Origin of the sequence: Pseudaminobacter soli (ex Li et al. 2025), from assembly GCF_003012705.1 — a bacterium.
GTDB lineage: Bacteria > Pseudomonadota > Alphaproteobacteria > Rhizobiales > Rhizobiaceae > Pseudaminobacter > Pseudaminobacter soli.
The window spans coordinates 50294-67451 of record NZ_PXYL01000012.1 but is presented as its reverse complement, the minus strand read 5'-3'; the positions used below and the strand labels follow the sequence as shown (position 1 = coordinate 67451).

Annotated in this window: 17 protein-coding genes and 1 other RNA gene; 9 read left to right on the top strand and 9 right to left on the bottom strand. The window is 64.5% G+C overall.

What is annotated here, in order from left to right:
* Positions 1-137: 137 nt before the first annotated feature.
* A complete protein-coding gene (locus tag C7I85_RS21095; RefSeq protein WP_106726003.1) occupies positions 138-776 on the bottom strand; it encodes a c-type cytochrome in 639 nt (212 codons plus the stop codon).
* Positions 777-979: 203 nt separating this feature from the next.
* Between C7I85_RS21095 and C7I85_RS21090 the strand changes: the two genes are divergently transcribed.
* The gene (locus C7I85_RS21090) at positions 980-1720 is read left to right on the top strand and encodes a 3-deoxy-manno-octulosonate cytidylyltransferase (RefSeq protein WP_106726002.1); all 741 of its coding nucleotides are present in this window, start codon (positions 980-982) and stop codon (positions 1718-1720) included.
* A gap of 2 nt (positions 1721-1722) precedes the next feature.
* Entirely contained in the window at positions 1723-2583 is an 861-nt protein-coding gene (locus C7I85_RS21085; protein WP_106726001.1) for a prephenate dehydratase, read from the top strand.
* A gap of 45 nt (positions 2584-2628) precedes the next feature.
* Here the strand turns inward: C7I85_RS21085 and C7I85_RS21080 are convergent, their stop codons facing one another.
* The 3 genes from C7I85_RS21080 to C7I85_RS21070 are packed head-to-tail and all read right to left on the bottom strand — an operon-like array spanning position 2629 to position 4963.
* On the bottom strand, positions 2629-3510 hold the full coding sequence (locus C7I85_RS21080; RefSeq protein WP_106726000.1) for a bifunctional helix-turn-helix transcriptional regulator/GNAT family N-acetyltransferase: 882 nt from the start codon (positions 3508-3510) through the stop codon (positions 2629-2631).
* 60 nt (positions 3511-3570) lie between these two features.
* Positions 3571-4536, bottom strand: a complete 966-nt coding sequence (nudC, locus tag C7I85_RS21075) for an NAD(+) diphosphatase (protein ID WP_106725999.1) — start codon at positions 4534-4536, stop codon at positions 3571-3573.
* A gap of 4 nt (positions 4537-4540) precedes the next feature.
* Positions 4541-4963: an HIT family protein gene (locus tag C7I85_RS21070; RefSeq protein ID WP_106725998.1), complete on the bottom strand. Its 423-nt coding sequence runs from the start codon at positions 4961-4963 to the stop codon at positions 4541-4543.
* 150 nt (positions 4964-5113) lie between these two features.
* On the opposite strand from C7I85_RS21070, the gene ffs reads away from it, so the two are divergent.
* From ffs to C7I85_RS21040, 6 genes are all read left to right on the top strand, one after another.
* Positions 5114-5211: signal recognition particle sRNA small type (gene ffs / locus C7I85_RS21065), an RNA gene on the top strand.
* Positions 5212-5324: 113 nt separating this feature from the next.
* The gene (locus C7I85_RS21060) at positions 5325-7133 is read left to right on the top strand and encodes a DNA polymerase III subunit gamma/tau (protein WP_106725997.1); all 1809 of its coding nucleotides are present in this window, start codon (positions 5325-5327) and stop codon (positions 7131-7133) included.
* A 21-nt stretch (positions 7134-7154) separates the two neighbouring features.
* Positions 7155-7478, top strand: coding sequence for a YbaB/EbfC family nucleoid-associated protein (locus C7I85_RS21055; protein WP_106725996.1), 324 nt, complete (start codon positions 7155-7157; stop codon positions 7476-7478).
* A 137-nt stretch (positions 7479-7615) separates the two neighbouring features.
* Positions 7616-8221, top strand: a complete 606-nt coding sequence (gene recR / locus C7I85_RS21050; protein WP_106725995.1) for a recombination mediator RecR — start codon at positions 7616-7618, stop codon at positions 8219-8221.
* Between the two features lie 76 nt (positions 8222-8297).
* Positions 8298-9533 carry a lytic murein transglycosylase gene (locus tag C7I85_RS21045; protein WP_181257248.1) on the top strand — a complete coding sequence of 412 codons (1236 nt, stop codon included), beginning with the start codon at positions 8298-8300 and terminating at the stop codon, positions 9531-9533.
* A 149-nt stretch (positions 9534-9682) separates the two neighbouring features.
* On the top strand, positions 9683-11344 hold the full coding sequence (locus C7I85_RS21040; RefSeq protein WP_106725993.1) for a phosphoethanolamine transferase: 1662 nt from the start codon (positions 9683-9685) through the stop codon (positions 11342-11344).
* Positions 11345-11457: 113 nt separating this feature from the next.
* On the opposite strand, the gene C7I85_RS21035 is transcribed toward C7I85_RS21040, so the two are convergent.
* The 3 genes from C7I85_RS21035 to C7I85_RS21025 form a co-directional block, all read right to left on the bottom strand.
* Positions 11458-12459 (bottom strand): LLM class flavin-dependent oxidoreductase, encoded by a 1002-nt coding sequence (locus C7I85_RS21035; protein WP_106725992.1) that lies wholly within the window; start codon positions 12457-12459, stop codon positions 11458-11460.
* 99 nt (positions 12460-12558) lie between these two features.
* On the bottom strand, positions 12559-13707 hold the full coding sequence (locus C7I85_RS21030) for an AI-2E family transporter (protein ID WP_106725991.1): 1149 nt from the start codon (positions 13705-13707) through the stop codon (positions 12559-12561).
* A gap of 86 nt (positions 13708-13793) precedes the next feature.
* Positions 13794-14849: an LLM class flavin-dependent oxidoreductase gene (locus tag C7I85_RS21025; RefSeq protein WP_106725990.1), complete on the bottom strand. Its 1056-nt coding sequence runs from the start codon at positions 14847-14849 to the stop codon at positions 13794-13796.
* 232 nt (positions 14850-15081) lie between these two features.
* On the opposite strand from C7I85_RS21025, the gene C7I85_RS21020 reads away from it, so the two are divergent.
* Positions 15082-15504 (top strand): DUF6481 family protein, encoded by a 423-nt coding sequence (locus C7I85_RS21020; RefSeq protein WP_106725989.1) that lies wholly within the window; start codon positions 15082-15084, stop codon positions 15502-15504.
* An 85-nt stretch (positions 15505-15589) separates the two neighbouring features.
* Here C7I85_RS21020 and C7I85_RS32035 read toward each other — a convergent pair whose 3' ends face one another.
* Entirely contained in the window at positions 15590-15718 is a 129-nt protein-coding gene (locus C7I85_RS32035; protein WP_280954404.1) for a hypothetical protein, read from the bottom strand.
* A 166-nt stretch (positions 15719-15884) separates the two neighbouring features.
* Positions 15885-17126 carry a DNA recombination protein RmuC gene (locus C7I85_RS21015; protein WP_106725988.1) on the bottom strand — a complete coding sequence of 414 codons (1242 nt, stop codon included), beginning with the start codon at positions 17124-17126 and terminating at the stop codon, positions 15885-15887.
* Positions 17127-17158: the final 32 nt, after the last annotated feature.

The following is a 17158-nucleotide window of genomic DNA, read 5'->3' as shown; positions in this document are numbered from 1 at the left end:
ATTTGTTGCCCAATCTAACGCCCGATGCGGGTTCGGAAACCCGCCCGGTCGCGACTATCCGCCAGCCCTAGCGGAAATCCTAATAAAAAAGCCGGGCTGAACCCGGCTTTTTCATGGTCATACGATGAATTATTTCGTTACTGCGCCGGCGCCGGCTGGGCGTTGCCCTCGGCGGGAGCGGCCGGAGCAGCCGCGCCTTCTGCCGGGGCCGCGGGAGCAGCACCTGCCTCAGGCAGCGGCTTCGGGCTATCCGACAGCGTGCGCAGATAGGCGATCAGGTTGGCGCGTTCCTCGTCGTTCTTGATGCCGGCGAAGCCCATCGCCGTACCCTTCACGAAGCCCTTGGGCGAGGTGAGGAAGTGGTTGAGGTTGTCGAAGGTCCAGTGGGTGCCACCGTTCTGCGAGAATTCCTTCATGCCGGCCGAATAGGAGAAGCCTTCATGCTCGGCGACCGGACGGTCGACAACGTCCCACAGATCCGGACCGACCTTGTTCGGGCCGCCCTTTTCGCCGGAATGGCAAGCCTGGCACTTCTTGAAGACGCCTTCGCCAGCCTTCGCATCGGCATGCGCGAGCAGCTCGGCGATCGGCTTGGCCTGCTCGGCAGGGGCGCCGCCGGCGGCCGGCGCTTCGGCTTCCGCCGCAGCGATCGTGAAACCCGGCTTTTCCGGAGCCGGCGAAGCGAAGATGCCGTCAGAAATCAGCGAAATGGAGTAGAGCACGAAGACGGTGCCCAACAGTCCGCCGAGAATCTTGTTAAATTCGAATGAGTCCATTCGCCCCTGGCTCCTTGATCGGCCGGTTTTGGAAACCCTCTTCCCGCACGGCCGATAGCATTATCCCTTTGCCGACCGGGGGCCGGCAGAATTCGGCGGAAACTAGGTCTTTTGCTCGCCCGTTGCAACACCTATAAGGACGCACCCAGTGAGACGTTTTGCCACTTTCCACCGTTGCTTTTTTCGGACCTTGTGAAACTCCCATGTCGCAGCTCATCCTGATTCCCGCGCGCCTGCGCGCCACGCGTCTGCCAGGCAAGCCGCTGGCCGACATTTGCGGCCGTCCCATGATCGTGCATGTCGCCGACCGCGCGCAGAAGAGCGGGCTCGGCCGCGTGGTGGTGGCCACCGACGCAGCCGAGATTGCCGAGGCGGTGCGCGCCCATGGCCATGAGGCGGTGATGACGCGGGCCGACCACGAATCGGGTTCGGACCGCATCTTCGAGGCGCTGACCGCGCTCGACCCGAAAGGCGACGTCGAAACCATCATCAATGTGCAGGGCGACCTGCCGACCATCGATCCCGAAACCATCGCGGCGGCGCTTAGGCCCTTCGAGGACCCGGCTGTCGATATCGCAACTCTCGGCGTCGAGATCGCGCGCGAGGAAGAAAAGACCAATCCCAACGTGGTGAAGATCGTCGGCTCGCCGCGCTCGGAAAGCCGGCTGCGCGCGCTTTACTTTACCCGCGCCACCGCGCCGTGGGGCGAGGGGCCGCTGTTCCATCACATCGGGCTCTACGCCTATCGCCGCGCCGCACTTGAGCGCTTCGTCAAGCTCAAGCCCTCGCCGCTCGAAAAGCGCGAAAAGCTGGAGCAGCTGCGCGCCCTTGAAGCGGGCATGCGCATCGACGCCGAAATCGTCGCGACCGTGCCGCTCGGCGTCGACACGGCGGAGGATCTGGAGCGCGCCCGCGAAATTCTTTCCAAGCAAGACAGGGCCTGATCATGGCTGAGAAGACCAACCGCATTTCCTTCCAGGGCGAGCCGGGTGCGAACTCCGACACCGCCTGCCGCAACGTCTATCCGACCATGGAGCCGTTGCCGTGCCCGACCTTTGAGGATGCGTTCAATGCGGTGGAGACCGGCAAGGCCGATCTCGCCATGATCCCGATCGAGAACACGATCGCCGGCCGCGTCGCCGACATCCATCACCTGCTGCCCGAATCGAAGCTGCACATCGTCGGAGAGTATTTCCTGCCGATCCATTTCCAGCTGATGGTGCTGCCGGGCGTGCAGCGCTCGGAGATCAAGACGGTGCACAGCCACATCCACGCGCTGGGCCAGTGCCGCAAATATATCCGCAAGAACGGCTGGAAGCCGGTGGTGGCGGGCGACACGGCGGGCGCCGCCAAGCTGGTGTCCGAGACGCAGAATCGCTCTATGGCCGCCCTTGCGCCGCGGCTTGCGGCCGATCTCTACGGGCTCGACATGCTGGAAGAGAATGTCGAGGACACCGACAACAACGTCACCCGTTTCGTGGTGCTGTCCAAGACCAAGCAGTGGGCCGAGCGCCAGCAGGGCGTGCCGATGGTCACCACCTTCGTCTTCCGCGTGCGGAACGTGCCGGCAGCGCTCTACAAGGCCATGGGCGGCTTTGCCACCAACGGCGTGAACATGACCAAGCTGGAGAGCTACCAGCTCGGCGCCTTCACCGCGACGCAGTTTTATGCCGATGTCGAAGGCCATCCGGACGACCAGAGCGTAAAGAACGCGCTCGAAGAGCTGCGCTTTTTCTCGCGCGAAGTGCGCATCCTCGGCGTCTACCCGGCCAACGAGTTCCGCGCCACGCAGGACGCCGACGCCTGAAGGCAGATGGCCCTGCCGGGCCTCTCTCAGACCTGATCGAAGCGCCTACAGGCGCTTCGAGAACCAGTGGTCGGCGTAGGGATTGTCGTTGAAGCGCTCGATTTCGGTGTAGCCCTCGCGGCGGTAGAGCGACTGCGCCTCCTTGAGCGCGCGGTTGGTGTCGAGGCATACCGTTTCGGCGCCGAAATCGCGGGCGATGGCTTCGAGCCTGCGCAGCATGCGGCTGGCGACGCCGAGCCCGCGCGCGGACGGCGAGACCCACATGCGCTTTATCTCGGCGGTCGTGGCATCCATCATGCGCAGGGCCGCGCAACCGACGGGGATTCCGTCGAGCCGCGCGATCACGAACGTGCCGCGAGGCGGGATGAACTCGTCCTCGGTGGTCGTGTTTCCCTTGCCTTGGTCGAAACCTTCCTCGAAACGCTGCGCGAGCTCATCGAAGTAGCGCGCCAGGCATTGCCGCGCTTCCGCGCTGTCCGCTGGTTCCTCATCGAGCGTGATCGAGGCCGCCCCCAGCAGGCGCTCGACATCCGCCATCGCGGCGACGAGCCGGTCGCGCCCGGTTTCCGAAAGCGGTTCGAGAATGGAATTTGCCAGTTCGTCCGACAGGGCGTCATAGGCGGCGTGTTCCACGCGGCCCTTGTCGGTCAGCGTGGCGTAGCGGCTGCGAGCGTCACCGTCGAGCTTGTCGACCGAGACGAGCCCCTGTGCCTCTAGTGAGCGCAGGATGCGGCTGAGATAGCCCGAATCGAGCCCGAGTTTTGAACGGAGCGCGCCGAGCGCAGCACCTTCCGGACCGATCTCGAACAACAGCCGCGCCTCACCGAGCGGGCGGCCGCGACTGAGATAGCTTTCCTCCAGCGCGCCGATCCTGCGGGTGACGGCGCGGTTGAAACTGCGGATCTGGGTGATGCGCGAGTTGTCCATTACCTGACTTTAGTCAGGTAATACGCGACTGGCAAGAGATATCTGACTTTGGTCAGGCAATCAGGCCGTATCGGCCCATTCCCGGATCAGATGGTGGGCGATGGCGCCGGGAGGCGGCACGCCAAGTCCGTCGGGGTGGGTGCCGGCCAGCATGGCGCGCACCTCGTCCGGCAGGAACCAGCGGCAGTCTTCCAGCTCGTTGAAATCGGCATGGATCTCTTCGGTCAGCGCCTCGCCGAAGCAGCCGATCATCAGCGTGTGCGGGAAGGGCCAGGGCTGGCTGGCGTGATAGATGACGCGGCCGAGCCGGATGCCGGCCTCCTCGAAGGTTTCGCGCCGCACCGCCGCCTCGATGGTCTCGCCGGGCTCGATGAAGCCGGCCAGCGCCGAATACATGCCGGGCGCAAAATGCCGCCCGCGGCCGAGCAGGCATTTGTAGGGCGTGACCGTCAGCATGATCGCCACCGGGTCGGTGCGCGGAAAATGCTCGGCATTGCAGTTGAGGCAGACGCGCTTGTAGCCGCCGAGCCGGCTTTCGGTGTTGTGGCCGCAGCGGCCACAGAAGCGGTGCGAAGCGTGCCAGGCAAGCAGCGAGGCGCCCTGCGCCATGGCGCCGAGTGCTGCCGGATCGATGAGGCCCTGCACATAGATCGAGCGGTAGTCGATGGCCTTGATCGTTTCGGGCAGCCGTTCGGCCGCCAGCCCGGCAGGTGCTGCCAGCACCGGCCCCGATTCGGTAAAGCCGAGAAGCACTATCTGGTCCAGGCGCGCGCCGAGCGTGTCGGCTTCGGTGAGGCTGAAATAGGCGTCAAAAGCCCCGTCGGCGAGCTTCATGTGCAGCCGCCCGTCGCGCATCAGCAGAAGGCGCGCATTCGGATTCGCCAGCGCCTTGCCGATGGAGCGGTCGTCGCGATTCTCGGCCTGGCGGTCGATGCTGTTGCCGGCGAAGCCGACGAACTGGCTGGCTTCGCGCTCAGGCGCACCGAACAGGCGAAACGTCGTCCGAAGATCGGCTGAATCGAGCATGGGGCTATCGCAGCGCAGAGCGGAGTTTTTCGCAGAAGCCGTGCAGGTCGGGCCGCGCATAGGGCTCGCGCATGCCGTGACCCCAGACCGGACCAGGCCAGCCCGGATCGCCCTCGTTGCGGGCGATGACGTGGACGTGCAGCTGGCGCACGATGTTGCCCAGCGCGCCGGTGTTGATCTTGGTGCAGCCGGTCGCATGCTTCAGCGCCTGCGCCACCGTGTTGCATTCGAAGGTCAGCATCGCCTGGTCGAGGGGCGTCATGTCGTGGATTTCCTCCACACCCGGCCGCTGCGGCACCAGAAGCAGCCATGGCCAGCGCTTGTCGTTCATGATCCGCAATTCGCAGAGACCGAGCCACATCAGAGGCTCGCTGTCGGCCTCCAGCTTGGCGTCGAGCTCGAATCCGGCCTTGAGGCCAGGCACCATCGGCGTTTCCCTTCTTCTTTTAATGAAAAGCTAGAGTGCGGACCGGCGGCCTGCAAGCGAATCATGCGGGAGAATGATTGTTTCGGTTCTAATTCATTGCTCTGCTCATGGCTCTTGCATTTGATTGCACAATTGCCGATATGGGGGTCGGGAGGTTGGTGGTGGACGATCCACTCGCCAACCGGGTCAGGTCCGGAAGGAAGCAGCCCTAACGAGCCCCGGAACGGGTCACTGTTCCAGCCTCCCACCTCTTCGCCGATTGTCCGCCCGGCTCACCGCAGATTGACGGCCATTGGCTGTGCGGAGACACTGCAGGATCGGCCGATCTCCCGAAGCGGCCCATGGAGCACCTGAAGAGCGGATGAGCGACGCCGGAAACGACCAGCAGACGAAGGCCGCCGGCGCCTACCGCGTGCTAGCGCGCAAATACCGCCCCACCGATTTCAACGCGCTGATCGGCCAGGAGCCGATGGTGCGGACGCTGACCAACGCGTTCTCCTCCGGCCGCATCGCGCAGGCCTGGATGCTGACGGGCGTACGCGGCGTGGGCAAGACCACCACCGCCCGCATCCTGGCGCGCGCGCTCAACTACAAGACGGCGGAGATCAACCAGCCGTCCGTCGATCTCACCATTCCCGGCGAGCACTGCCAGGCGATCATGGAAGGCCGCCATCCCGACGTGATCGAGATGGACGCCGCCTCGCACACCGGCATCGACGATATCCGCGACATCATCGAGCAGGTGCGCTACGCGCCCGTTTCGGCGCGCTACAAGGTCTACATCATCGACGAGGTGCACATGCTCTCCACGCAGGCCTTCAACGGCCTGCTGAAGACGCTGGAAGAACCGCCGCCGCATGTGAAGTTCATCTTCGCCACCACCGAGATTCGGAAGGTTCCGATCACGGTTCTGTCGCGCTGCCAGCGCTTCGACCTGCGCCGCATCGACGCCGGCATGCTGGTCGGCCACCTGCGCAACATCGCAGGCCAGGAAGGCATCGATGTCGAGGACACTGCGCTCGCCATGATCGCGCGGGCCGCCGAAGGCTCGGCGCGCGATTCGCTGTCGATCTTCGACCAGGCGATCGCCCATGGCGCCGGCAGCGTCACCGCCGAAGCGGTGCGCGCCATGCTGGGCCTGGCCGACCGGGCGCGAATCGTCGACCTGTTCGAGCATGTGATGAAGGGCGATGCTGCGTCTGCTCTGATGGGCTTGCGCGCGCTCTATGACGTCGGCGCCGACCCAGTGGCAGTGCTGACCGACCTTGCCGAGTTCAATCATCTGGTCACCCGCATGCGCTTCGTGCCCTCGGCCGCCGAGGACGCCTCGCTGAGCGAGGATGAGCGCGTGCGCGGGCTGGAGTTCTCGCAGAATCTGTCGATTCGCGTTTTGTCGCGCGCCTGGCAGATGTTGCTCAAGGGCATTCCCGAGGTGCAGCAGTCCAACCGGCCGATCAGTGCAGCCGAGATGGTGCTGATCCGTCTCGCGCATGCCGCCGACCTGCCGACGCTGGACGAGGCGCTGAAGTCGCTGGGCGACGGCGTGCCGTTGTCCAACGGTGCCGCGCCGCGCCCGTCGGGCTCGCCGATGTCATCCGGCGGTCCCGGCAATGGCGCCAGCGCCGTCTCGCAGACGGTGATTCAGACGACCAATGGCGGCGGCCAGACCATGCGCCTGGTGGCGAACGAGCCTGCGCCCGTCGCCTATGCGCCGCCGGCGGTCGAGGAACCGGCTGCCGTGCCGATCAAGTCGCTTGCCGATCTCGTCAACCTCGCCGATGCCCACCGCGATATGGCGCTGAAGGTGCTGGTCAAGCGCTGCGTGCGGCTGGTCAGGGTCGAGCCGGGCCGGCTGGACGTGAACCTGACCGACGAGGCGCCCAAGACGCTGCTCAACGACCTGACGGTGAAGTTGAAGGCCTGGACCGGCCGCCACTGGATGGTGGCGTTGTCGCGCGAGGCGGGCGGCCAGACGATCGCCGAAAAGGAAAACGAGCGGCGCGAGAACGCTCTGCTCGATGCCAAGGCGGACCCGACGGTGGCGGCCATCCTCGCCAAGTTTCCGGGCGCCAAGATCATCGACATTCGCATCCCCGATGCGCCGGAGGCCGCCGAGGGCGATGCCGACATGCCGGCCGAGCCGCCGGTCGAAGACGACGACGAGAACTGACCAACACAAGGACTACCGATCATGAAGGATCTTCTCGGCCTGATGGGCAAGGCGAAGGAAATGCAGGCCAAGTTCCAGGCCATGCAGGAAGAGATCGCCACGATTGAGGCGACCGGCCAGGCCGGCGGCGGGCTGGTGCAGGTGACCATTTCCGGCAAGTTCGAGATGAAGGCGCTGAAGATCGACCCGTCCCTGCTCAAGGAGGACGAGGGCGAGATCCTCGAGGACCTGATCATCGCCGCGCACAACGACGCCAAGGCCAAGGTCGAAGTCACGATGCAGGAAAAGACCAAGGCGCTGACCGCCGGCCTGCCGATCCCGCCCGGCATGAAGCTGCCGTTCTAAGTCGGGGCGCAAATTCCGTCAGGGCCGCCCGCCGATATGGTTTTCTGGCTGGATAGCCCGTCTCAAATCCCATCTCTGCTGACAAAGCCGCACGAAAATTCGTGCGGCTTTGTCGCTGTCTGCGCTAAATAATAGGCATGTCCAAGAGAATCGCCGGCCCCGAAATCGAACGCCTGATCCAGCTCCTCGCCAAGGTGCCGGGGCTGGGGCCGCGCTCGGCGCGCCGCGCCGCACTGCACCTGATCAAGAAGAAGGAGCAGCTGATGGAGCCGCTGGCCTCGGCCATGGGGGAGGCGGCGGAGAAGGTGCGCGTCTGCTCCACTTGCGGCAATGTCGACACGGTCGATCCCTGCACGGTCTGCACCGATCCGCGCCGCGATCCGACGACGGTGATCGTGGTGGAGGAGGTGGCCGATCTCTGGGCGCTGGAACGCGCCGGGGCCATGAATGCGCTCTACCACGTGCTCGGCGGCACGCTCTCGCCGCTCGACGGCATCGGCCCCGACCAGCTCAACATCAAGCAGCTGGTGCAGCGCGTTTCCGAAGGCGCGATCAAGGAAGTCATCATCGCCGTCAACGCCACCGTCGAGGGGCAGACCACGGCGCATTACCTGACCGACCAGCTCGGCGGCTTCGAGGTGAAGGTGACGCGGCTGGCGCATGGCGTGCCGGTTGGTGGCGAGCTCGACTATCTGGACGAGGGAACGCTTGCGGCGGCGCTGAGATCGCGGACCGCTTTCTGACGCATTTTGTTGACAAGGGGGGAAGATGAAGCCTGAAACCGTGGTTCTTTCCTCTGCCTCGTCCGGTCTGGCGCGCATGCTACTCGGTCTGCCGCTGATCCTGTGCCTTGTGCTCGCAGCATTCCAGCTTGTGGCCCGCCCGGCCGCCGCCGCTGAGATCGACGATCAGTTCCGCGCCTGGCTGCAGAACGACCTCTGGCCCGAGGCGAAGCAGCGCGGCATCTCGCAAAAAACCTTCGACGCCGCCTTCGCCGGGATAAAGCCCAATCTGAAGCTGCCGGATCTCGTAATGCCGGGCACCAAGCCGACGACGCCGCAGAAGCAGCATCAGGCCGAATTCGGCTCGCCGGGCAATTATTTCGCGCCGCTCGCCACCGTCACCGCCGGCGCGCGTGCCCGCGCCACCCAGAACGCCAAGACGCTTTCGGCGATCGAAAAGCGCTTTGGCGTGCCGAGCCCGGTGCTGCTGGCGATCTGGGGTCGGGAATCGGGCTTCGGCACGGTGAAAATCCCCTACAATGCCTTCGAGGTGCTGGGCACCAAGGCCTTCATGTCCACCCGCAAGGAGATGTTCCGCACCGAGGTGCTGGCAGCACTTGAGATCGTCGAGCGGGGGCAGGCGGATGTGAAGTCGATGAAGTCGTCCTGGGCCGGCGCGCTCGGCCAGCCGCAATTCATGCCGTCCAAATATCTCCAGCATGCCATCGATTTCGACGGCAACGGCCATCCCGACATCTGGAACTCGACGCCGGATACGCTGGCTTCCATCGCCAACTATCTCGTCCATTACGGCTGGGTGAAGGGCCGCGACTGGGGTTTTGAAGTCACCGTGCCGGCAAGCGTATCCTGCGCGCTCGAAGGGCCGGACAAGGGCAAGAAGATTGCTGACTGGGCGGCGATGGGCATCAAGCGCGTGGGCGGCAAGCCGTTCCCGGCGAGCGAGATGCGCGAGCAAGGCTTCCTGCTGATGCCGGCCGGCCGCAACGGTCCGGCCTTCATCGTCACGCCTAACTTTTACGTGCTCAAGGAGTATAATCAGAGCGACCTCTACGCGCTGTTCATCGCCCATGGCGCCGACCGCATCGCCAATGGCGACAAGCCGTTCGTCGGCGAGTGGGGCAAGGTGGACGAGCTTTATCGCTCCGACATCGCCGCCATGCAGCGCGGGCTTGAGAAGGCAGGCTACGACGTCGGCAGCGCCGACGGCCTGCCTGGCTTCAAGACGCGCCGCTCGATCGGCGACTGGCAGGCCAGGAACGGCCGTGCCGCCACCTGTTTCCCGGACAAGGGGCTGGTCGAGGCGATGAAATGACTCGGGATGAAATAACTCGGACGAGGTAGCGCGAAGGGCGTAGACGGTCGCCAATTACGGTTGTGGCGGAAGTGGCGCGGCATTTGCCATAACACTGTCACAATTGCGTTGGCCTGACTCCGAATGCGGCCCGAACCGAGCGAGCGACCATGAACTTCCGCCGTCCTGCCATCGGAAGCAAAACGCTGACGCTTCTGGTTGCGGCCTACGTGCTGTTCCTTTGCAACCACACCTTCTGGAGCAAGCTGTCGGGGCAGTTCGCGGGCGATCCGGTCCATCTGGTCCTGCTCGGTGGCGTATTGCTCATCCTATACGCCGTCTTTCTGCTCATCTTTTCAGCGCCCTATGTGATCAAGCCGGTGTTCATCGCGGTGGTGCTGGTCGCCGCCGGCATATCCTATTTCACCGACACGTTCGGCACGGTCATCGACCGCGACATGATCGAGAGCCTGCCGCAAATGACGGGGCAGGATTCTGCGCATCTGATCAGCAAGCCCTTCCTGCTGCATATGCTGCTCTACGGCGTCGTTCCCAGCCTGCTGATTGCCTGGGTGCGGCCAATCCGTCGGCCGTTCGGGCAAACGGTCAGGATCAACAGCGTGATCGGCTTCGGTCTGTTGGCCTTGGCGGGGCTGGTGATCGTCGCCAACCTTGGCACCTACGGGCCGTTCTGGGAACGCAACCAGGATGTGACGATGGCCTATCTCAACCCGGCCACGGCGCTGGTCAGCACGGTGGACTACGGGCTGCGGCAGTTCCGCTACGCCACCATCGTCGCCAGGCCCTATGGCCAGGACGCCCGCATCGGGCCGCGCGTCGCCGGCGCCAGGAAGAAGATGCTGACGGTGCTGGTCGTGGGCGACTCGGCGCGGGCGCAGAATTTTACCCTCAACGGCTATGAGCGCGACACCAACCCCAAGCTCGCCGCGCGTAACGTCATCGCCTTTACCAATGTGACGAGCTGCGGCACGTCGATCACCGTTTCGGTGCTCTGCATGTTCTCGCATCTCGACCGCGAGGATTTTACGAGGCGGGAGGCGCTCGGCTGGGAAAACCTTGTCGACGTCCTGAAGCACGCCGGGCTGACGGTGGAATGGTGGGACAACAACACCGGCTCGCAAAACGTGGCCGACCGCATTCCGACCATTGAGCTCAGTGAGGACGAAACGACCGATCCGGACCTCTGCAACGCGGGCAAGTGCTTCGACCAGGTGCTGGTCGACAAGCTGCGCGCGCGGCTGAACGACTTGCAGGACAGCGCCGTGCTGGTGCTCCACACCATGGGCAGCCGCGGTCCGGCATACTATCAGCGCTATCCTGAGGAGTTCGAACGTTTCCGGCCGGCCTGCCATAGAGCGGAGGTGACGGAATGCTCAATGGACGAGCTGGTGAACGCCTACGACAACTCCATCCTCTACACCGACCACATCCTGGCTTCGATCATCGATGTGCTCAAGGAGCACGACGACGAGTTCGCCTCGGCCATGTACTACATGTCCGACCATGGCGAGTCGCTCGGCGAAAACAAGCTGTACCTGCATGATGCGCCCTATTTCCTGGCGCCGGACATGCAAAAGCACATTCCCTTCATCGTCTGGTTCTCGGAGGATTTCGCCAAGACCATCGGGCTCGACCTGTCATGCGTGCGAAGCAAGATCGGCGACAGCTTCTCGCACGACAACATGTTCGACACGATTCTCGGCATGATGAACGTCAAGACCAAGGTCTACGACGTTCTGCCCGATTCCTTCGCACCATGCCGTGGCTCCAACCCTGCAGGTCAGGGCACCGACCCTATCATCCTGCAATAGCCGGCGGGCAGTTTAGAGCGAGACGAATTTTCGTTGAATCGCCATCTCGCTCTAAGGTTTTGTTCTGGAGCATGATCTTGTCCGAAAAGTCCGCAACTTTTCGGGATCATGCTCTAGGCCGCCTTCGAAAGCTCGCGGTGAACGTCAGCGAGGATCTCGAAGGAGCGCACCCGTGCCTTGTGGTCGAAGATCTGCGCCGTGACCATTAGCTCGTCAGCGCCGGTGCGCGCGATGAAGGCTTCCAGGCCTCGTCGCACCGTCTCGGGCGAGCCGACCACCGCACAGGACAGCGCTTGGGCCAGCATGGAGCGGGCGGTCGGGTCGAGATCCCGGTCGTAGTTCTCGACCGGGGAGGGCAGCGGGCCGGGATGGCCGGTGCGCAGGTTGACGAAGGCCTGTTGGAGCGAGCTGAAGAGGAGCTTTGCCTCGGCATCGGTCTCCGCCGCGAACACATTCAGGCCCAGCATCACATGAGGCTTGTCGAGCCGCTCGGATGGCTGGAAACGCTGGCGATAGAGCGCGATCGCATTCTCCATTTCGGCCGGCGCGAAATGCGAGGCGAAGGCGTAGGGCAGGCCGAGTATGGCGGCGAGCTGGGCGCCGTAGAGGCTGGAGCCGAGCACCCACACCTCCACGTCCTGGCCTTCGCCGGGCACGGCGCGCAGGCGCTGGCCCGGCTCGGCGGGCGCGAAATAGTTCATCAGCTCGACCACGTCCTGCGGGAAACTGTCGACCCCGGCGTCGAGGTTGCGGCGCAGGGCGCGCGCGGTCAGCATGTCGGTGCCGGGCGCGCGGCCGAGGCCGAGATCGATGCGGCCGGGATGGAGCGCGGCAAGGGTGCCGAACTGCTCGGCGATCACCAGCGGCGCATGGTTGGGCAGCATGATGCCGCCGGCGCCGACGCGGATGGTGTTCGTTCCGGCCGCGACATGGGCGATGACCACCGAAGTGGCGGCGCTGGCGATGCCCGGCATGTTGTGGTGCTCGGCCAGCCAGTAGCGCCGGTAGCCGAGGCGCTCGGCGTTGCGGGCAAGGTCGAGCGTGTTGGCAAGCGACTGCGAGGCGGTGCTGCCTTCGGTGATCGGCGACAGGTCGAGAACGGAAAGCGGGGTCATGGCGGTCTCTCCGGAAGGCATGAGGCCCGGATATAGGAACCGCTATCGCTTTCGCAAAGGCAGCGCTCGTCGCTGGTCCGACCGTTCGGTCGTCGTGCCCTACTTGGCCGGCACGCGCTCTTCCTCCTGTTCGCTGCCGTTCTCGATCGTCTGTTCGGCGGCGAGGAAGTTGCCGACATGGCGCAGGCCGTCGAAGTGATCGCAGAACACCTTGATGACCACCAGAAGCGGCACCGCGATCAGCGCGCCGATCAAGCCCCACAGCCACGACCAGAAGGCGACGGCGACGAAGATCGAAACCGCATTGATTTCCAGCCGCCGCCCGACGATCAGCGGCGAGACGAATTGACCCTCCATGATGTTGCAGCAGACCACCACCAGAGGCGCGAGCATCGCATAGGACAGGCTGTCGAACGACACGATGGCAATCACCGTCACCAGCGCGATGTTCATCGCCGCGCCGATATAGGGCAGGAAGTTGAGCAGCGCCGCGGTCGCGCCCCAGACGAAGGGCGTGGGCATGCCGATGGCCCACATGGCAAGCCCGATGACGATGCCCAGCCCGATATTGATCAGCGTGATCGTGAGCAGGTAGTGCGAGATTTCGCGCTCGATGTCGTAGACGATGTGCATCGCGCGCTTCTTCTCGCTGAGCCGAGCGAAGGACTGCACGATCTTCTGGTAGAGCAGCGGGCCCGAGGCGAGCAAGAACAGCGACAGCACGAAGGTGATGGCCGGCGTGGCGCCCACCGAGAGAAGGTTCGTGGCCGCCTGCGAGAGGATGCCCGGCTGCGCGATCACCACGCGCTGCACGCCTGGCTCCTGTGCGGTTTGGGCCACCTGCTCGACCTGGTGCGAGATATTTATCATCCGTTCGAAGGGTTGGCGCAGCTTGGCCAATCGCTCTGTGAGCTGGTTGCCGATCGCCGGAGCGTCATTGACGAGCTTGACGACCGGACCGCTGAGCAGATAGCCGGCGGTGCCGACGATGATCACCGCAATGATGACCAGGATGGTCGCCGACACGGGCTCGGGAATACCGCGCCGGCGCAGGAAGCGCACGATCGGCGTCAGCATCAGTGTCAGCAGGCAGGCCAGCACCACCGGCAAAAAGAAGTCACGCGCGAAATAGAGCGCATAGATCACCAGCAGCGTGAAAATGCCAATCAGAAGCGAGCGGATGAGCCTGATATCCGATGCTGTCTGCGCCGCATCCGGTGCGGCAGGTTCGGCCGGCCCATTGGCCATGTGCGATCCCCCTTGGAACGCCTCGCACGGTCTGCGAAGCGAGTGTCCCTTCGGGGCCAGAATGCGGCAGGAATGGTAAGGTTCCGTCAGCTGGCGGCCAGTGACGGCTCCATGGTCTCGACCTCACGGCGAACGAGTGGCGCGACCTTGGTGCCGAAGAGCTCGATGGCCTTCATAATCTTGGCATGCGGCAAGGTGCCGATGGCCATCTGCAACAGGAAACGATCGTTGCGGAACAGCCTGTGCATGTTGACGATCTTTTCGGCCACCTGTTCGGGGTTGCCGACGAACAGCGCGCCGCGCGGGCTGCGGGCCTGGTCGAAATGCGCCCGGCTGGTCGGGCCCCAGCCGCGTTCGCGGCCGATGCGGTCCATCACCTCCGCCTGCGGGGCGTAGAAATCATCGGCGGCCTTTTCAGTCGTCTCACCAACGAAGCCGTGCACGTTGAGGCTGGTGGCGAGCTTGGCCGCATCGTGGCCGGAACGGCGCGCGGCCTCGCGGTACAGCTCGAACAGCGGCGCAAAGCGCGCCGGCTCGCCGCCGATGATGGCCAGCGCCAGCGGCAGGCCGAGTGCGCCGGCCCGCGTCACCGATGTCGGCGTGCCGCCCACCGCGATCCAGATCGGCAGCCTTTCCTGATATGGGCGGGGATAGACGCCACGGTCGTTGATGGCCGGCCGCATCTCGCCCGCCCATGTCACACGCTCGCTGTCGCGCAGCGCAAGCAGCAGCTCCAGCTTTTCCTCGAACAGCTGGTCGTAATCCTCGAGCCGGTAGCCGAACAGCGGGAAGGATTCGATGAACGAGCCGCGCCCGGCCATGATCTCCGCGCGGCCGCCCGAAATCAGGTCGAGGGTCGAGAACTGCTGGAAGACGCGCACCGGATCGTCCGACGACAGCACCGTGACCGCGCTGGTGAGCTTTATGCGCTTGGTATGCTCGGCGGCGGCGGCCAGCGCCACGGCAGGCGCCGAGGCGGCATAGTCCGGCCGGTGATGCTCGCCCAGGCCGAACACGTCGAGCCCGACCTGGTCGGCAAGCTCGATCTCTTCCATCAGGCTGCGCAGGCGCTGAAAGGGCGTGACCGCGTCGGGCCCCGGCTCGGGGCTCACATCCGCGAAAGTGTAAAGGCCGATTTCCATGGCAAACCTCGAAACCGCTTTGCCTAATGCGTCACCAAGAGGTAGCTATGCGCGGGCGCCGAAACCAGTGGCACGACATGCCGACTTCAAAATCGCGTTGGCGCGCAAAAAAACCGTTTCCCAGAGGCAACAACCGTCGTTCGCATGGCTGGAATGCTGAATTCGGGCTTGAACTCTGGGCTCTGCCGCGTATGTAGACGGCTCGCAATTATAAGAAACTTGAAGGCGAAAATTGGCAATCTATAGGGAAAAGGACTTCCACGAGCGGCGCAACGCCGCCAACGCAGCAAAGCTGGCTCTCCTCGAAAGGTACAAGGCACGGCCGGCGGAAGACGATCCGGCAGTGCAGGCCCGCAAGGCCGAGCGCCAGGCAATCCTCGAAGCCCGTGCTGTGCGCGAGGCGGAAAAGGCGCGCCTGAAGCGGGAAAAGCAGGCTCGTGAGGCCGCCGAAAAGGCCGCGCGCCAAGCCGCCGAGGCTGAAGCACGCAGGCTGGCCGAAGAGGCCGCCGCAGCCGAGCGGGCACGCTTCGAAGCTGAGGAACAAGAACGCCTCTCATTCGAGCTTGCCGACGAGGCAGCGCGCAAAGCCAAGCGCGACGCCCGCTATGCCGCTCGCAAGGCGCGCAACGGCCGTATGCCTCTGCCGCCGCGCTGACGCGCGGCCCGGCCTCAAAACTGCAGCTTCTTGATCCTGCGCATCGCGACCCGGCGGCAACGCCGGGGGCGATGCGGGCGGGCAGCTATTTCTTGTCCTTTGATTTGATCGCCTGGACCGGTGGCGCCTTGAACGCCGGTTCGGCGGCATGCTTCTTCGCGTCTTTCTTGGGCTTCCGGGGTTCCTTGTTGCTGCGCAATTGACCTTTGGCCATGGTCAGCTCCTCCAATGAACAATGGAGCCAGTGAACCAAGGGATCGCCTCGAGGGCAAGGGGCGAGATTAACTGCATGCGAAGCCGCAGTTCAGCCGGCCTGGGTTCGATGGTCTTGCCGGAGCTACACTCCCGGCCTTCGGAGCGTTCCGATCCGGCCGCAGCGCTCAACCTTCGTCGCCGTCCATCACCATCAACCGCAGCTGCCCGGTCTTGGAATCGGCCATGCGCCGCGCGGGCTCATTGCTGGCGGGCGCATTTGCCTGCTCGCCGCCAGCGGCGGTCTCGTCGCCGAGTTCCAGCGTCTCGATCTTGGCGCCGCGGCGGGTGATCTTGCCGGTGGAAATCAGGATGTCGTCGATATCCTTGGCGGTCTGGCCGAAATGGCCCTGCAGCCGGCGCACGCGTTCGTCGAGGCGCGACACGTCCTCCATCAGCCGTATCACCTCGCCCTGGATCAGATGCGCCTGCTCGCGCATGCGCGCGTCCTTCAGGATCGCCTGGATCACCTGGATCGACAGCATCAGCAGCGAGGGCGAGACGATGACCACGCGCGCCTTGTGCGCCCGATGCACCAGCGCCTCGAAATTCTCGTGGATCTCGCTGAACACCGATTCGGAGGGCACGAACATGAAGGCCGTGTCCTGCGTCTCGCCGCTGATCAGATATTTTTCGGATATATCGCGGATGTGGATCTCGACATCGCGGCGGAACGCCTGGGCGGCGAGTTTTTGGGCCTCGGGGCCTTCGGCGGCGCGGATGGCGTTCCAGGCCTCCAGCGGAAACTTGGCGTCGATGACCAGCGACGGCGCGCCATTGGGCATCCGCACCAGGCAGTCCGGCCGGTTGCCGTTCGACAATGTCGCCTGGAACTCATAGGCGCCATGCGGCAGGCCGTCGGCGACGATCGCCTCCATGCGCGACTGGCCGAAGGCGCCGCGCGTCTGCTTGTTGGAGAGGATCGCCTGCAACTGCACCACCTGGCCGGCCAGCGACTGGATGTTGTTCTGCGCCGTGTCGATGACGGCAAGCCGCTCCTGCAGTTTGGCCAGGCTTTCGTGGGTCGATTTCGTCTGCTCGCTCATGGTCTGGCCGAGGCGGCCGGTCATGGTGTCGAGTCGCTGGCTGAGCGACTGGGTGAGTTCGGCCTGCCGCGCGCCGAACACTTCGGCCATCGCGCCCATGCGGCCATGCATTTCGGCCTGCGTGCGCAGGATCGTGTCCATGCGCATCTCGGCTTCTTCGGCTGCAAGCATCCGCGACCGGGAAGAGCGCCACAGCGCGATGGTGAGCATCGCCACGAGTGCGAGCAAGGCCAGCCCGAAAGCCAGCAGCATCTCGCCGAGCGTCAGCGTGCTGGCGCCGAGCCGGAGGGCAGGTTGCGAAAGAAGTGCGGGCAGATCGCTCATGAGCGCAAGATACGCGATTCGGCAGTATAGAA

Bases quoted from the DNA above. Each gene is read 5' to 3' on its own strand.
- C7I85_RS21045 (WP_181257248.1), top strand. From the start codon at position 8,298: ATGCTACTCGGTCTGCCGCTGATCCTGTGCCTTGTGCTCGCAGCATTC.
- nudC (WP_106725999.1), bottom strand. From the start codon at position 4,536: ATGCTCGATTCAGCCGATCTTCGGACGACGTTTCGCCTGTTCGGTGCG.
- C7I85_RS21055 (WP_106725996.1), top strand. From the start codon at position 7,155: ATGAAGGATCTTCTCGGCCTGATGGGCAAGGCGAAGGAAATGCAGGCC.
- C7I85_RS21035 (WP_106725992.1), bottom strand. From the start codon at position 12,459: ATGACCCCGCTTTCCGTTCTCGACCTGTCGCCGATCACCGAAGGCAGC.
- C7I85_RS21015 (WP_106725988.1), bottom strand. From the start codon at position 17,126: ATGAGCGATCTGCCCGCACTTCTTTCGCAACCTGCCCTCCGGCTCGGC.
- C7I85_RS21070 (WP_106725998.1), bottom strand. From the start codon at position 4,963: ATGGTGCCTGGCCTCAAGGCCGGATTCGAGCTCGACGCCAAGCTGGAG.
- C7I85_RS32035 (WP_280954404.1), bottom strand. From the start codon at position 15,718: ATGGCCAAAGGTCAATTGCGCAGCAACAAGGAACCCCGGAAGCCCAAG.
- C7I85_RS21090 (WP_106726002.1), top strand. From the start codon at position 980: ATGTCGCAGCTCATCCTGATTCCCGCGCGCCTGCGCGCCACGCGTCTG.
- recR (WP_106725995.1), top strand. From the start codon at position 7,616: ATGTCCAAGAGAATCGCCGGCCCCGAAATCGAACGCCTGATCCAGCTC.
- C7I85_RS21080 (WP_106726000.1), bottom strand. From the start codon at position 3,510: ATGGACAACTCGCGCATCACCCAGATCCGCAGTTTCAACCGCGCCGTC.
- C7I85_RS21040 (WP_106725993.1), top strand. From the start codon at position 9,683: ATGAACTTCCGCCGTCCTGCCATCGGAAGCAAAACGCTGACGCTTCTG.
- C7I85_RS21060 (WP_106725997.1), top strand. From the start codon at position 5,325: ATGAGCGACGCCGGAAACGACCAGCAGACGAAGGCCGCCGGCGCCTAC.
- C7I85_RS21025 (WP_106725990.1), bottom strand. From the start codon at position 14,849: ATGGAAATCGGCCTTTACACTTTCGCGGATGTGAGCCCCGAGCCGGGG.
- C7I85_RS21085 (WP_106726001.1), top strand. From the start codon at position 1,723: ATGGCTGAGAAGACCAACCGCATTTCCTTCCAGGGCGAGCCGGGTGCG.
- C7I85_RS21030 (WP_106725991.1), bottom strand. From the start codon at position 13,707: ATGGCCAATGGGCCGGCCGAACCTGCCGCACCGGATGCGGCGCAGACA.
- C7I85_RS21095 (WP_106726003.1), bottom strand. From the start codon at position 776: ATGGACTCATTCGAATTTAACAAGATTCTCGGCGGACTGTTGGGCACC.